This is a genomic window from Burkholderia sp. PR2, from assembly GCF_052372875.1.
GTDB classification, from domain to species: domain Bacteria; phylum Pseudomonadota; class Gammaproteobacteria; order Burkholderiales; family Burkholderiaceae; genus Burkholderia; species Burkholderia diffusa.
Genome location: NZ_JBQRWH010000004.1, coordinates 3,058,937 through 3,073,767 on the forward strand (window position 1 = coordinate 3,058,937; position 14,831 = coordinate 3,073,767).

15 protein-coding genes are annotated in these 14,831 nt (G+C 68.4%); 3 read left to right on the forward strand and 12 right to left on the reverse strand.

From position 1 onward, the window contains the following. Positions 1-190: 190 nt before the first annotated feature. A complete protein-coding gene (locus ACT2FV_RS31345) occupies positions 191-1,153 on the forward strand; it encodes a LysR family transcriptional regulator (protein WP_124626378.1) in 963 nt (320 codons plus the stop codon). 70 nt (positions 1,154-1,223) lie between these two features. Beyond that, complete coding sequence (ggt, locus tag ACT2FV_RS31350; protein ID WP_444505370.1) at positions 1,224-3,116, forward strand: gamma-glutamyltransferase; 1,893 nt, start codon at positions 1,224-1,226, stop codon at positions 3,114-3,116. A gap of 43 nt (positions 3,117-3,159) precedes the next feature. Here the strand turns inward: ggt and ACT2FV_RS31355 are convergent, their stop codons facing one another. From ACT2FV_RS31355 to ACT2FV_RS31380, 6 genes are all read right to left on the reverse strand, one after another. Next, complete coding sequence (locus ACT2FV_RS31355) at positions 3,160-4,113, reverse strand: ABC transporter permease subunit (RefSeq protein WP_124902044.1); 954 nt, start codon at positions 4,111-4,113, stop codon at positions 3,160-3,162. Continuing rightward, positions 4,113-4,910 carry a taurine ABC transporter ATP-binding protein gene (locus tag ACT2FV_RS31360; RefSeq protein ID WP_444505371.1) on the reverse strand — a complete coding sequence of 266 codons (798 nt, stop codon included), beginning with the start codon at positions 4,908-4,910 and terminating at the stop codon, positions 4,113-4,115. Before ACT2FV_RS31360 ends, ACT2FV_RS31355 begins: the two co-directional genes overlap by 1 nt. A gap of 48 nt (positions 4,911-4,958) precedes the next feature. Next, complete coding sequence (tauA, locus tag ACT2FV_RS31365; protein WP_444505372.1) at positions 4,959-5,975, reverse strand: taurine ABC transporter substrate-binding protein; 1,017 nt, start codon at positions 5,973-5,975, stop codon at positions 4,959-4,961. A gap of 254 nt (positions 5,976-6,229) precedes the next feature. Then, positions 6,230-7,222, reverse strand: coding sequence for a lipoyl synthase (gene lipA / locus ACT2FV_RS31370; protein ID WP_059600040.1), 993 nt, complete (start codon positions 7,220-7,222; stop codon positions 6,230-6,232). Next, a complete protein-coding gene (gene lipB / locus ACT2FV_RS31375) occupies positions 7,215-7,970 on the reverse strand; it encodes a lipoyl(octanoyl) transferase LipB (protein WP_124902004.1) in 756 nt (251 codons plus the stop codon). The genes lipA and lipB overlap by 8 nt, the downstream gene beginning before the upstream one ends. A gap of 83 nt (positions 7,971-8,053) precedes the next feature. Beyond that, positions 8,054-8,380: a DUF2917 domain-containing protein gene (locus ACT2FV_RS31380; protein WP_059600045.1), complete on the reverse strand. Its 327-nt coding sequence runs from the start codon at positions 8,378-8,380 to the stop codon at positions 8,054-8,056. Positions 8,381-8,482: 102 nt separating this feature from the next. Between ACT2FV_RS31380 and ACT2FV_RS31385 the strand changes: the two genes are divergently transcribed. Continuing rightward, on the forward strand, positions 8,483-9,472 hold the full coding sequence (locus tag ACT2FV_RS31385) for a transcriptional regulator GcvA (protein WP_059600038.1): 990 nt from the start codon (positions 8,483-8,485) through the stop codon (positions 9,470-9,472). On the opposite strand, the gene ACT2FV_RS31390 is transcribed toward ACT2FV_RS31385, so the two are convergent. From ACT2FV_RS31390 to ACT2FV_RS31415, 6 genes are all read right to left on the reverse strand, one after another. Continuing rightward, positions 9,456-9,764, reverse strand: coding sequence for an HP0495 family protein (locus tag ACT2FV_RS31390; protein WP_057928637.1), 309 nt, complete (start codon positions 9,762-9,764; stop codon positions 9,456-9,458). The genes ACT2FV_RS31385 and ACT2FV_RS31390 overlap by 17 nt on opposite strands. Further along, on the reverse strand, positions 9,764-10,690 hold the full coding sequence (locus ACT2FV_RS31395) for a D-amino acid aminotransferase (RefSeq protein ID WP_226117692.1): 927 nt from the start codon (positions 10,688-10,690) through the stop codon (positions 9,764-9,766). Before ACT2FV_RS31395 ends, ACT2FV_RS31390 begins: the two co-directional genes overlap by 1 nt. 48 nt (positions 10,691-10,738) lie before the next feature. After that, positions 10,739-12,055, reverse strand: a complete 1,317-nt coding sequence (locus ACT2FV_RS31400; protein WP_124626390.1) for a D-alanyl-D-alanine carboxypeptidase family protein — start codon at positions 12,053-12,055, stop codon at positions 10,739-10,741. A gap of 485 nt (positions 12,056-12,540) precedes the next feature. Then, positions 12,541-13,185: an alpha/beta hydrolase gene (locus ACT2FV_RS31405; RefSeq protein WP_226117691.1), complete on the reverse strand. Its 645-nt coding sequence runs from the start codon at positions 13,183-13,185 to the stop codon at positions 12,541-12,543. Between the two features lie 13 nt (positions 13,186-13,198). Continuing rightward, positions 13,199-13,516, reverse strand: coding sequence for a (2Fe-2S) ferredoxin domain-containing protein (locus tag ACT2FV_RS31410; protein WP_006485233.1), 318 nt, complete (start codon positions 13,514-13,516; stop codon positions 13,199-13,201). A 159-nt stretch (positions 13,517-13,675) separates the two neighbouring features. Continuing rightward, a complete protein-coding gene (locus ACT2FV_RS31415) occupies positions 13,676-14,827 on the reverse strand; it encodes a VanZ family protein (protein WP_444505373.1) in 1,152 nt (383 codons plus the stop codon). Positions 14,828-14,831 lie beyond the last annotated feature (4 nt).

The window sequence follows — 14,831 nt, forward strand, 5'->3', positions numbered from 1 at the left end:
CGAGCGGTGCCGGCTCCCGAGCCGGGTGCCGCGCGGCGGGAAACGATCCGGCGTGTTTGCCGGGCATGACTCGATTCTCGATTGATCGAGATTTATTGACAATTCCCGCGCGCCTTTACAAGCTGTCAAGTCTGACTTGACATTGAATGTTTTCGGACCGTTAAACGGGCCGGATCGGGAGACACCGGGCATGGACCTGAACGCGCTGACGCTGCTCGTCGAGATCCTCGACGCGGGCAATCTGAGCAAGGCCGCGCAGCGGCTCAAGATGAGCCGCGCGAACGTCAGCTACCGGCTGAACCAGCTCGAACGCTCGATCGGCCAGCAGCTCGTGCGTCGCACGACGCGCCGCATCGAGCCGACCGAGATCGGGCTGAAGCTGTACGAGCACGGCCGGCGCATCCGCAACGAACTGCTCGCCGCGCAGGAATCGGTGACGACGCTCGGCCAGGACCTGCAGGGCCGCGTGCGGCTGTCAGTGCCGAGCGGCTACGGGCAGATGGTGATGTCCGAGTGGCTGCTCGCGTTCAAGCGCCTGCATCCGGGCATCGTGCTCGACGTGGTGTTCGAGAATCGCGTGGAGGACCTGATGCGCGACGAAGTCGACATCGCGATCCGCGTGATGTCCGAGCCGCCTCAGAACCTCGTCGCGCGCGACATGGGCGCGGTGCGCTACGTCGCGTGCGCGTCGCCCGCGTTCGCGGCCGCGCACGGGATGCCCGCGAGCCTCGAGGCGCTGGCCGCCGCGCCGGTCGTCACCGCGACGGTGCTGGGGCGGCAGTTGCGGATCGCCGCGTATCTCGGCGACGAGCGCCACGAGGTGCTGCTCGAACCCACACTGATTTCGGAGAACTTCCTGTTCCTGCGCCAGGCGATCCTCGCCGGGATCGGCGTCGGCATCGTGCCCGACTACGTGATGCAGGACGACATGCGGCGCGGCATCGTCGTCACGTCGCTCGACGCGTACCGGCTCAGCATCTTCGGCACGCACATGTACATGCTCTACATGCCGAACCGGCACCACACGCGCGCGACCGCGACGTTCATAGAGTTCATCCTCGAACAGGCCGGAAAGACCGGCCGGGGCGGGCCGGACGGGATGCGTCAGGGTTTCCTGTCGGGTGACAACCCGCCGGCCGCGCGGCGACAATAGCGCGCCGCCCGTGCGGAGCGCGTGCCGCGCACACGCTGCCTCCTTCGAATTCACTGTTGCCGAGGGTTCAATGTTCGACCGGATTCGTCCGCATTCGCGTCCCTGGACGCCCGTTGCCGCGCTCGCGCACGTCACGCTCGCCGCGCTCGTCACGTTCAGCGCCGGCTGCACGTCCCCGTCCGCGCCGTCGGGCGCCGTCGTCCCGGTCGCCGCCGCGTCGGGCGCCGCGGTGCCGCTGCCCGGCGTGCACGCGCCGGAACAGTCGTCCGGCTGGACCGACAAGCCGGGCTGGACCTCGCAGCACTTCATGATCGCGGCCGCGAACCCGCTCGCGACGCAGGCCGGCTACGAGATGCTGAAGGCCGGCGGCACCGCGATCGACGCCGCGATCGCGACGCAGATGGTGCTCGCGCTCGTCGAGCCGCAATCGTCGGGGATCGGCGGCGGCGCGTTCATGCTGTACTTCGACGGCCGTGCGACGCAGGCGTACGACGGCCGCGAAACCGCGCCGGCCGCCGCGACCGACCGCCTGTTCTACGGGCCGACCGGCCAGCCGATGGGCTTCTACGAAGGCGTCGTCGGCGGTCGCTCGGTCGGCACTCCGGGCGTGCTGCGCATGCTCGACGCCGCGCACCGTGCGCACGGCAAGCTGCCGTGGCGCCGGCTGTTCCAGCCCGCGATCCGGCTCGCCGAGCACGGCTTCACGATCAGCCCGCGCCTGGCGATGCTGATCGCGAACGACCGGTACCTGAAGAACGACCCGGCCGCGCGTGCGTACTTCTACAACAAGGACGGCACGCCGAAGACGGCCGGCACGGTGTTGAAGAACCCCGCGCTCGCGACCGTGCTGCGCCAGATCGCCGAGCGCGGCGCGAACGCGTTCTACTCCGGCGCGATCGCGCGCGACATCGTCGCGAAGGTGCGCAAGCACCCGACCAACCCGGGCCTGCTGTCGCTGCAGGATCTCGCGCACTACAAGGCGAAGGTGCGCGCGCCGCTGTGCGCCGACTACCGGCGCTCGGTGGTGTGCGGGATGCCGCCGCCGTCGTCGGGCGGCCTCGCGGTCGCGCAGATGCTCGGCATCCTCGAGGCGATGCCCGACTGGCAGCAGATCGGCGCGCAGAAGCCGGTGCGGACCGAGCTGGGCTACGAGCCGACGCCGTTCGCCGCGCACCTGTTCAGCGAGGCCGGACGCCTCGCGTATGCGGACCGCGCGCGCTATGTCGCCGATCCCGATTTCGCGCCGCTGCCGGGCGGCAACTGGGCGAGCCTCACCGACAAGACCTATCTCGCGCAGCGCGCGCGCCTGATCGGCGACACGAGCATGGGCGTCGCGCAGGCCGGCACGCCGCAGGGTGCGACGCTCGCGCTGGCCGACGACCGCAGCCCCGACATGCCGTCGACGTCCGACATCGCCATCGTCGACCGCTACGGCCAGGCGCTGTCGATGACGACCAGCGTCGAGGACGCATTCGGCTCGCGGCTGATGGTGCGCGGTTTCATGCTGAACAACCAGCTCACCGATTTCTCGTTCGTGGCGAGCGAGAACGGCCGGCCCGTCGCGAACCGCGTGCAGCCGGGCAAGCGGCCGCGCTCGTCGATGTCGCCGGAACTCGTGTTCGACAAGAAGACGAAGCAGGTGACCATGATCGTCGGTTCGGCCGGCGGCCCCGCGATCATCAACCACGTCGCGAAGACGCTGATCGGCGTGATGGACTGGGGGATGACGATGCAGCAGGCGATCGCGCTGCCGAACCTCGGGTCGATGAACGGGCCGACGCAGCTCGAGCGCGGCCGCGTGTCGGACGCGCTCGTCGACGGGCTGAAGGGGCGCGGGCACGACGTGCAGGTCGTCGAGATGAATTCGGGACTGCAGGGGATCCAGCGGCTGAACGTGCAGGGGCAGACGGTGTGGTTCGGCGGCGCCGACCCGCGGCGCGAAGGGATCGCGATGGGGGATTGAAAGCAGCCGGCCGAGGCGGCGCGCATGCGCCGCCTGCTGCGTGTCATCCGCGCCCTTTCCACGGCACGATCCGCCGCTCGACCCATCGCATCGCGAGATCGAACAGCCACGCGATCGCGCCGATGATCAGGATGCCCATCACGACGATATCCGTGCGCAGGAAGCTCGACGCATTGAGCACCATCTGCCCGAGTCCGGCCGTCGCGGCGACCATCTCGGCTGCGACGAGCGTCGTCCAGCCGAACCCGATGGCGATCCGCAGGCCGGTGAGGATTTCCGGCAGCGCGGCCGGCAGCACGACGTGGCGCACGACCTGCGCGAAGCTGCCGCCGAGCGAATATGCGGCGTTGATCTGCTCGACCGTCGCCGCACGCACGCCCGCACGGGCGGCCATCGCGATCGGCGCGAAGCACGCGAGGAAGATCACGACCAGCTTCGCCGTCTCGTCGATGCCGAACCAGATCACGACGAGCGGCAGGTACGCGAGCGGCGGCAGCGGCCGGTAGAACTCCAGCAGCGGATCGAGCACGCCGCGCGCGACACGGCTCACGCCCATCAGGACGCCGGCCGGCACGCCGGCCACGGTGGCGAGCAGGAACGCCCCGAACACGCGCGCGGCACTCCACAGCAGATGCTCGGACAGCGGCAGGCCGCCCTGGATGCGGCCGTGCCACGCGTCGACGAATGCCGCCCACACCGCTTCCGGCGCGGGCAGGAACAGTGGCGGCAACCACTGCCGATGCGTCGCGACCCACCACAGCACGGCCAGCGCCGCGACCGTCGCCGCGCTGAGCCCTGCGGTTTTTCCCTGGCCCGGCAACCGGTAGCGGCGCGACGGCCGCGCCGCCTTGCGCCGCGTCGTGCGCTCGTCCTGCTCGAACCTCCCGGCCGCTCGATCGGCCACCCAGGAATCCTGCGTGCTCATGTCGTCCTGCCTGTGCAAAGTACTGATCCGGCCGCGCCCGACGGACGCGCCCTGCCGTGCGAACTCGTGCATCACGCGGTCTCCCCGACCGCCTCGTCGCGATGCAGATACGCGATCAGCCGCTCGCGCCATGCGATGAATTCCGGCGACGACTTCACCGCGCGCGCATCGCGCGATTCGACGTAGCGCCGCGCGAACGGCAGCTCGAAGGTTTCCGCGATGCGGCCGGGGCCGGGCGTCATCACGACGAGACGCGTCGCGAGGAACAGCGCCTCCTCGACGTCGTGCGTGATGAAGAACACCGTCTTGCCCGTGCGCGCCCATACTTCGAGGACGAGCGCCTGCATCGTGCCGCGCGTCATCGCATCGAGCGCGCCCATCGGCTCGTCCATCAGCAGCACGCGCGGATCGCTCGCGAGCGCACGCGCGATGCCGACGCGCTGCTGCATCCCGCCCGACAGTTCGTACACGCGCGCATGCGCATGGCGCTCGAGGCCGACGAGCGCGAGCATCTCCGTCGCACGCGCTTGGCGTTCGGCCTTCGACACGCGTGCGAAGCGCAGCCCGAGCGCGACGTTGTCGAGCACGTCGAGCCATGGCAGCAACGCGTATTTCTGGAATACGACGCCGCGATCGGCGCCGGGGCCCGTGACCGGTACGCCGTCGACGCGCACGTCGCCCGTCGTCGGCGCGACGAAGCCGGCCATGCAGTTCAGCAGCGTCGTCTTCCCGCACCCCGACGCGCCGAGCGCGACGACGAATTCACCGGAATCGATGCGCAGGTCGACGCGCGCGAGCGCCTGCGTCGTCGTCCGACCGCGTGCGCCCGGATAGGCGACCGATACCTGACGGACTTCCAGCGTGCTCATGATCGAGGGCTCCGCGATGAGTGGGCTGAGTCGCCTGATGCGCCGCGCTCAGCGCGCGGCCTTCTGCACGAACTGCGGATCGACGCCGACCGAGTAGTCGGCGAGCACCGTCTGGATCGTGCCTTGCGATTTGAGGAAGGTGGCGGTAGCCGCGAGCGACTTCGCGGCGCCCGACTGCGCACCGCCGCCGAGCCAGGTCGGCGACGCCTGCTCGGCCGGCGTCGGGAACGCGTAGAGCGCGAGGCTCGCGGGCACGTCCTGCACGTTCGCGCCCGACACCTTCGCGACCGCCGCGACCTGCGGCGAACCGGCCTTCCACGCGGTCGCGTGCGCGCGGTAATCGGCGTCGGCGGACGCGAGCACCTTCACGAAGCGCGTGACGAACTCGGGGTTCTCGCGCGCGAACTTGCGGCTCACGACGAAGCCGTCGAACGTCGCCTTGCCACTTTCTTTCGCAACCTGGCCGGACGTCGTCAGCACCGTGCCAGACTGCTTGACCTTCGCGAGCACGGGATCCCAGATATAGGTCGCGTCGATGTCGCCGCGCGCCCACGCGGCCGCGACTTCGGGCGGACGCAGGTTGACGATCTTCACGTCGTTCGGATTCACGCCGGCGGCCTGCAGCGCGACGAGCGTATGGAAATGCGACGTCGACACGAACGGCACGCCGATCTTCTTGCCCTTCAGCGCCGCGATGCTCGTGACGCCCGAGCCGTTGCGCGCGACGAGCGCCTCGGCGTCGTTGATGTTGTCGAGCACCCAGAACAGCGAGATATCGAGCCCCTGCGACAGGCCGGCCGCGATCGGGCTCGACCCGGCCTCGCCGAGCTGCACGGAGCCCGACGCGAGCGCGCGGATCACGTCGGCGCCGCTGTCGAGCTTGCGGAACGTGACCTTGTAGCCGGTCGCCTTTTCGACTTCACCGCTTGCCTGCGCGTAGCGCCACGGCACGACCATGTCCTGGTACGCGATCACGACTTCGCGCGATTCGGCGTGCGCCGCGCCCAGCGCGGCAAAGGCGGTCAGCGCGACGGTGGCGCGGCGGATGAAGCTGAAACGGGACATGCGGCTCTCCTTCGAATGCGGGCATTGCTGCGGGAGAGCCGACTTTACGAGCTTTGCGCGCGGCGGGAGCGAACTTATCCTGCGAAGCTATCGATGCCGTTTCAGCTTTGCTTTCCACGTTCGACCGGATCGGGCATCCGGTCGGGTGGCGATTGTCGTGCGAACGCGCGGGCGGCCGCCGCACCAACGAAAAAGCCCGCATCGCTGCGGGCTTTTTTCGACTGCATGACTTCTGCGGAACAGGCCAATGGCGCTCAGACCACCCCTGCCCCGTGCGCCTGCAGATCGGCGTGATAGCTCGACCGCACCATCGCGCCGACGGCCGCGTGCGTGAAGCCCATCTTGTACGCCTCTTCCTCGTACATCTTGAACGTGTCGGGATGCACATACGCACGCACCGGCAGGTGGTGCTCGGACGGCTGCAGGTACTGGCCGATCGTCAGCATGTCGACGTCGTGCGCGCGCAGGTCGCGCATCACCTGCAGGATTTCCTCTTCGGTCTCGCCGAGGCCGACCATCAGGCCCGACTTCGTCGCGACGTCCGGATGCTGCGCCTTGAAGTCCTTCAGGAGCTTCAGCGAGTGCGCGTAGTCCGAACCCGGGCGCGCTTCCTTGTACAGGCGCGGCACCGTTTCGAGGTTGTGGTTCATCACGTCGGGCGGTGCCGCGTTCAGGATCGAGATCGCGCGGTCGAGACGGCCGCGGAAGTCCGGCGTCAGGATCTCGATGCGCGTTTCCGGCGACTGCGCGCGCGTTTCGCGGATGCACTCGACGAAGTGGGCGGCGCCGCCGTCGCGCAGGTCGTCGCGGTCGACGCTCGTGATCACCACGTACTTGAGCTTCAGCGCGGCGATCGTGCGGGCCAGGTTCTTCGGTTCATCCGCGTCGAGCGGATCGGGACGGCCGTGGCCGACGTCGCAGAACGGGCAGCGGCGCGTGCACTTGTCGCCCATGATCATGAACGTCGCGGTGCCCTTGCCGAAGCATTCGCCGATGTTCGGGCAGCTCGCTTCCTCGCACACGGTGTGCAGGTTGTGCTCGCGCAGGATCGTCTTGATCTCGTTGAAGCGCGAACTGCCGGTGGCCGCCTTCACGCGGATCCATTCCGGCTTCTTCAGCTTCTCGATCGGAATGACCTTGATCGGGATGCGCGCCGTCTTCGCCTGCGCCTTCTGCTTGGCGGTCGGATCGTAGGCAGGGGTCGCGGCCGAATCGGCCGGTGCGGGGGAAGCGGTAACGTCAGTCATTCGATTGTTCCAGTGCCTGCGGCTTGTCGGCGGCCGCGGATTCGCCGTCGAGGTTGGCGATCAGACGCCCCACCAGCGTGTGGGCGACGTCGTTCCAGTCGGCGGCAACCTCGAGGCTCGCCATGTCGACGGTTTCCAGTCCGGCATAGCCGCACGGGTTGATCGCGAGAAACGGGCGCAGATCCATCTTCACGTTCAGGCTCAGGCCGTGATAGCTGCAGCCGTTGCGGATCTTCAGGCCGAGGGCCGCGATCTTCGCGCCCTCGTGCACGCCGGATGCCACGTAGATTCCCGGCGCGCCCGCCTTGCGGACCGAAGCGAGATTATACGCCGCGAGGGTTTCGATCACGGCCTCCTCGATCTTCGTCACGAGCGTGCGCACCATCAGCTTGCGCCGGCGCAGGTCCAGCAGCAGGTAGACGACGATCTGGCCGGGGCCGTGGTAGGTGATTTGTCCGCCGCGGTCGACCTTCACGAGCGGCACGCCGCTGTCGGCCACCAGCAGGTGGGCCGGGTCGCCGGCCTGGCCGAGCGTGTAGACGGGCGGATGCTCGACGACCCAGATTTCGTCGCCGGTGTCGGCCGTGCGCGTGTCGGTGAACGCGCGCATCGCGTCGAAGCTCGTCTCGTAGGCCTCGCTGCCCCGCCAGCGCACGGTGACCGGCACGACGGGCTGAACCGGAGACCCGGCGGGCGATTCGGAAACAGCGACAGGCGTGGACACGATGGCAACCGGCGAGACGGACATGGCCGGTAGTTTACCGAAAACCCATGCGTCTCGCCGGCTCTGGAAGGGGACGGATCGCGAGTATCCGTCGGAGGAAAGGCTCGTCAGACGGTGCGCCAGCCGTCGTGGAGCAGCGCATTCAAGCGATTGCGCAGCCGTGCGAGCGCGCCGCGCGCGACCTCCCCGGCCGGCCGCGACACCGAGAACGCGACCTGCGCGCCCTGCCGGCCTTCCGCGCTGAGCCACAGCCGCTCGCCGCGATGCAGCCGCAGCGTCTCGCCGTCGACCAGGAAGTAGTCTTCGACGTCATTGCTGCGCGTCGCCCATACCGGCCCGCACTGCACCGTCAGGCGGGTGCTGCGCTGCACCTTCATCGGCACGGTTTCGCCCGCGGGAATTTCGAAGGTGATGCTTGAAGAAATTTCTTGCATGATCGACTCCGCCAATAAATGCTTCGATGGCTACAATCGTAGTCATTTGAAGGCACTCGACCAAACGACCAATTTTCACGTCGATGTGAGGAAAATTAGCAAATGGACCTCCGCCAGCTGCCTGCGCTGAACGCGATTCGCGCGTTCGAAGCCGCCGCCCGCCACGAGAATTTCTCCCGCGCCGCTGACGAGCTGTATGTCACGCACGGCGCGGTCAGTCACCAGGTTCGCGCGCTCGAGGAGGAGCTCGGCGTGCAGCTGTTCACGCGCAACGGCAAGCGGCTGTGCCTGACCGACGCCGGCATGCGCTACGCGCAGCAGGTCCGCAGCGCGCTGATGGTGATCGCCGATGCGACGCGCGAGGTGCGCGCAAGCGACCGCAGCCGACGGCTGGTGGTGTCGATGCTGTCGTCGTTCGCCGCACGCTTCATCACGCCGCGCATCGGCACGTTCATCGAGCGGCATCCGGAAATCGACGTCGAGCTGCAGTCGACCAACTCGCTCACCGATTTCGCGCGCGACGACGTCGACCTCGCGATCCGGTTCGGCTCGGGCAGCTATCCGGGGCTGCATGTCGAGCCGCTGTTCGAGGAGGTGTTCTTTCCGGCGTGCTCGCCGACGCTGAACGGCGGCAAGCTGCCGCAGACGCCCGCCGATCTCGTGCACTACAAGCTGCTGCGCTCGGACGACGAGCTGTGGCGGCCGTGGTTCGACGCGGCCGGGCTCGATACGCTGACCGAGCCGAAACGGGGGATTCTGTACCAGGATTCGTCGAACCTGTTGCTGGCCGCGATCGACGGCCAGGGCATCGCGCTGGTGCGCCGCTCGCTCGCGGTGCACGACCTGCTGGACGGGCGCCTCGTGCGCCTGTTCGACATCGACGGGCAGAGCCCGTGGCACTATTTTTTCGTGTGTCCGCCGCCGCTCCTGAACACGCCGCGCGTGCAGGCGTTCAGGACCTGGCTGCTTCAGGAAGTCGCCGAATACAAGCTGCTGTGCGACGAGCTGGACGCGCGGCGCGCGGCGGGGAAGACCCCCGCCGAGTGCGCGCAGGAAGGCGGGTGGAAAGCGGCGCTCAGAGCACGACCTTGACCATCGGATGGCCGGTCAGTGCGCGGTAGATGTCGTCGAGCTGTTGCTGGCTGGTCGCGCGCACGGTGATCGTGAGGCCGGTGTAGTTACCGCCGCTCGATGCACGCTCCTCGATTTTCTCGACGTCGATCTCGTTGTCGTGGACGGCCACGACCTTGAAGATCGTGTCCTTGAATTCCGGGTGCGCCTTGCCCATGATCTTGATCGGGAAATCGCACGGAAACTCCAGCAGCGACTCCTTCCGGGTATCGATCGCGCCGGTGACCTCGATGGTTTTGGTCGGTTCGCTCATCATTTTCTCCGGGTTAGGTCAAACTGTTCAAACTCGCGTGCCTTCGCACGCTGATATGCGTCGTACAACGCCGCGAACACGGGGCCCGGTTTGCCGCCCTGCACGGGCAGATCGTCGAGCGACGTGACGGGCAAAATTTCCTTCGTGGCCGACGTGATCATGATCTCGTCCGCCGAACGCAACTCGACCTCGCTGATCTCGCGCGCGACGAACCGAATGCCGCACTCCTCGGCCAGCTGCTCGACCAGCGCGTAGCGGATCCCTTCAAGGATCCTGTTGCTGCGCGGCGGCGCCATCAGCTCGCCGTTCTTCACGATCCATACGTTCGACGACGAACCTTCGGTCACGTTGTCGTCGCGCAGCTGGATCGTCTCGAACGCGTCGCGTTCGGCCGCATGCTGCGCCATCAGCACGTTGCCGAGCAGCGAAATCGACTTGATGTCGCAATGCAGCCAACGGCGATCCTCCGCCGTCACGCAGCGCACGCCCCGCGCGCGTTCCTCTTCCGACGGCAGCCGCAGCGGGTTCGTCATGACGAACACCGTCGGCACCACATTCGCCGGGAACGCATGGCCGCGCTTCGCGACGCCGCGCGTCACCTGCAGGTAGACGAGCGCATGGCCGTCGCCGAGGCCTTCCGCGTTCGCGGCGACCACGCGCTCGATCAACGCGCGCCAGCCGGCCGCGTCATGCGGATCGTCGATGCCGATCTTCTTCAGGCTGCGCGCGAGCCGCTCCAGATGCTGTTCGATCCGGAACGGCACGTGCGCGCCGTCGTGCGCATAAACGGGGACGACTTCATACACGCCATCGCCGAAGATGAACCCGCGGTCGAGCACCGGCACCCGGGCTTGCGACAGCGGCACCAGCTCCTCCTGCGACGACACGCTGAGGTAGACGATCGGTTCGAATTCGGCTTGGCTCATGGCTATGACAGATGGGGATGAAGTCGTGAAAACAAAGGCCCGTCGTGCTTACTTCTTCTTGCTGAACATCAGCAGGATCGAGTCCCAGATACGACCGAAGATACCCGCTTCCGGCACCGCCTGCAGCGCGACGACCGGGAACTCCGACAGCGTCTTGCCGTCGGCGACGATCTTCACGGTACCGACCTGCTGGCCTTCCGCGAGCGGCGCGATCAGCGGCGCGTTGACCTCGACTTCCGGCTTGACCTTGTCACCCAGGCCGCGCGGCACGGTCACCCACTGGTCGCCCTTCACGCCGACCTGCACGGTGTTTTCCTTGCCCTTGTAGATGCGCGGCGTCGACATCGCCTGGCCGCCCTTGAACAGGCGCACCGCGTCGAACGCGCTATAGCCGTAGTTCAGCATCTTCATGCTGTCCTGCGTGCGCTCGCCTTCCTTCTGCTCGCCCATCATCACCGACACGAGACGGCGCTGGCTGTCGACACCCGGGATCGCGCGCTTGGCCGACGCGATCAGGCAATAGCCGGCCGCTTGCGTATGGCCCGTCTTCAGGCCGTCGACCGTCGGATCCAGCCACAGCAGGCGGTTGCGGTTGCCCTGGCGGATGTTGTTGTACTTGAATTCCTTCTCCGAGAAGATGCTGTAGTACTGCGGAAAATCGCGGATCAGGTGCGCGGACAGCTTCGCGAGGTCGCCGGCCGTCGTGTAGTGGTTCGGGTCGGGCATGCCGTTCACGTCGGCGAAGTGCGTGCCCTTCATGCCGAGGCGCGCCGCCTCGTCGTTCATCATCGTGACGAACTGCCCTTCGCTGCCGCCGACAAGCTCGGCCAGCGCGATCGCGGCGTCGTTGCCCGACTGGATGATCATCCCGTACACGAGATCGTGCACCGACACCGGCTTGTTCGCCTCGATGAACATGCGCGACTCGTCGCGGCCGACGCGGCGCACCGCTTCGCTCGGCGTGACGATCTGCTCCATCGAGATCTTCTTCTTGTCGAGCGCCTCGAACACCAGGTAGGCCGTCATCAGCTTCGTCAGCGACGCGGGCTCGACGCGTTCGTCGGCGTTGCCCGATGCGAGCACGGTGTTGCTCGTCGCATCGACGAGCACCCACGAGCGCGCGTTCACGCCCGGCGGCGGCACCGCGCCCGGCATGAACGTCGCGGGCGCGCCGGTGAACTGCTCGGTGGCGGCGGCCGGCGCGGCATGCGCGGCCTTTGCCTTGGCGGCCGGCTTCGCCTCGGCGACGACGATCGTCGACGCGAGTGCGACGGGCAGCATCACGCCCAGCGCGACGTTGCGCGCGGCGGTGCCGAAGGCGATGGAAGAAGCGAGGGACTTGAGGCCTTGGGGAGACAGACGCATGATCGATTCAGGCTGGTGGCAGAAAGTGCGGCGCGAAACGCGCAGGGGTTGAACGGCAAGGCGGCGAGCGTTCCGGCGTTCGTCCGACTGCGTCGGACGGCGCGAAACGCGCCGGTTGGACTCGTGCGGACGCGTTCGGTTCGCGGCCGTCGCGAGCGGGCGGACAGGCGGCGAAACGAGCGCCGCATGGGCCCGGCCGGGCCGCGGGCGACGCGAAATGCGGCCATTATACGTGGCCGCGAACGGCGTTTTCGCGAACCATGGCTCAGGTGGCCACACCCAGGCTTCGGGAGGATAGCGCGGCTTCGCTGCGGAGAATCGTGCGCGAAGCCGCGCGAAAGGCGTGCGCAGGCGCCGTGCAAGCCGGGTTGCGCCGCGCTGGAGCGGGCATGTGCGATCGTGTCGTGACACGGCGCGGCGCGATGTCGCGCGCGCGGCGGCATCGCGGTCGTGCGGCGGCGGCGCCGCACGCCGGGTTCAGCGGATCAACGCCACGCGTCGACGATGATGCGCTTCAGCACGTGCAGCTTGCGATGCAGGAAATGCTCGGCGCCGGGGATCACGACGACCGGCAGTTCCTGCGGCCGCGCCCAGTCGTAGACCGATCCGATCGGCACCGTGTCATCGGTTTCGCCATGGATCACGAGCGTGTTCTCCGGCACGTCGGCGACCTGCCAGCGGCTCGCGGCCGTGCCGACGAACACCATCCGCTCGACCGTCTCGCCCGCGTCGCGCAACCGCTTCGCGACGTGCGACAGCACGAAAGTGCCGAACGAGAAGCCCGCGAGCACGAGCGGCAGGTCCGCATAGGCGGGCTGCGCGCGCATGTGCGCGAGCACGGCGAGCAGGTCGTCGGCCTCGCCGATGCCGTTGTCGTGCACGCCCTCGGTCGCGCCGACGCCGCGGAAGTTCGACCGGTACACCACGTAGTCGAGCTGGACCAGCGTGCGCGCGAGCGTTTGCGCGACCTTGTTGTCCATCGTGCCGCCGAACAGCGGATGCGGATGCGCGACGAGCGCGATGCCGCGCGGCGCGGCGCCGCCTTCGCGCACGGCGTCGGGCAGGTCGACCGCGATTTCGATCTGCCCGACCGGGCCGGGGATCAGCGACTTCTGCGTATGAACGTTCATTCGGCCAGCCCGCTCAGATCTTCAGGCGGTCGACGACCTTGCCGTCGCGCAGGTGCGATTCGACGATCTCGTCGATGTCGGCCTGATCGACGTACGTGTACCACGTGCCCTCCGGATACACGACCATCACCGGCCCTTCCTCGCAGCGGTCGAGGCAGCCGGCCTTGTTGATGCGCACCTTGCCGGGCCCCGCGAGGCCGAGTTCCTTCACGCGCTTTTTCGCGTACTCCTGCATGGTCTGCGCATCGCATTGCGCGCAGCTCGGACGCTCGGCGCCCGGATCGCGCTGATTCAGGCAGAAAAAGACGTGGTGCTGGTAGTAGGAATCCATGATGGTGACGAGCGGCCCGGTGCGGTGCCGGGCGGAAAGAAGGGCGATTGCCGTTGCGCGCGGCAACGGATGTGCGGACGATTATAGCGACCGGCGCGCACGGCTGCCCGCGATCGCCGCGAGGCGCGGCCGCGCGGCCCCGTTGCCGCTCCTGCGGCGTCAGCGCCGCCGCGCGGCCGGCAGCCACGCGTGCTCGACCCGCTGACCGAGCCAGATCAGCGCCGCGTAGGGCCAGATCCACGCAAGCCAGCGCGCGATGCTGTTGAAGTGCACGTAGCGGCCCTGCCGCCAGCCCGACAGCGTGAAATCGAAGAACGGGTTGACGGGCAGCAGGTTGACGAGCACCACACCGGCCAGCAGCGCGAGCGCCGCGAGCAGCGCGCGCCACGCGGCCGGCACGCGCAACGCGAGCAGCGCCGCCGCGAAGCCGAGCTCGATGCCGAGCCGCGCGCCGGGCGTCGCCCACACGACGACGAGGCCGGTGCTCGACTGCATGAAGGTCGAGGCCGCCTTCAGCGCGAGCGTCGCGCCGACGAACGCGATCAGGAGCCGCACGCGCGGCGCGCCGGCACGCATCGCGAGCGACGCGATCGCCAACGCGGCGAACAGCATCAACCCGCCGAGCGCGGCTTCCCACGCGGAGTCGGACAGCCAGCCGTCGACGCGCTCGGGCCATTCGCTCACGCGCCACGCGGCCGGCAGCCATGCGAGCAGCGCGTCCTGCATCGAGCCGTCGGCGCGCTCCCACAGCGCGGCCGGCCAGTCGCCGATGCCGAACAGGAACGGCGACGGAAACAGGATCGCGAACGGCCACAGCGCGGCGAGCAGCAGCGGCGTCGCGCCGTCGGTCTCGAACCACGCGAAGCGCAGCCGGCGCAATGCGCCGCGGTCGAGCAGCGCGCCGGTGGCCGGTGCCGCGAGCGCCGCGCCGAGCAGCGCGCCGAGCGCGTTGGCCGCGAGGTCGAGATTCGACGCGACGCGCGTCGGCAGGTAGGTCTGCAGCGCCTCCATCGATCCCGACAGCAGCACGCCGAGGCCGCCCACGATCAGCGTCGCGGCGACGCCGCGCCAGCGCGGATGCAGCGCGAGCACGCCGAGTGCGCCGAACGGCATGTAGCCGAGCACGTTGGTGACCACGTCGAACGCGGTCACATAACGCTGCATCGGAGCGAACAAATAATCGAACGGCCCGATGCCGAGCGATACCCAGCCGCCGAACGGATACAGCGATGCATAGACGATGAGCGCCGCATACGCGGCGAACGCCTGCCGCGCCAGCGACGACGCGCGCGACGTGCCCGGCGCGCTCATCGCG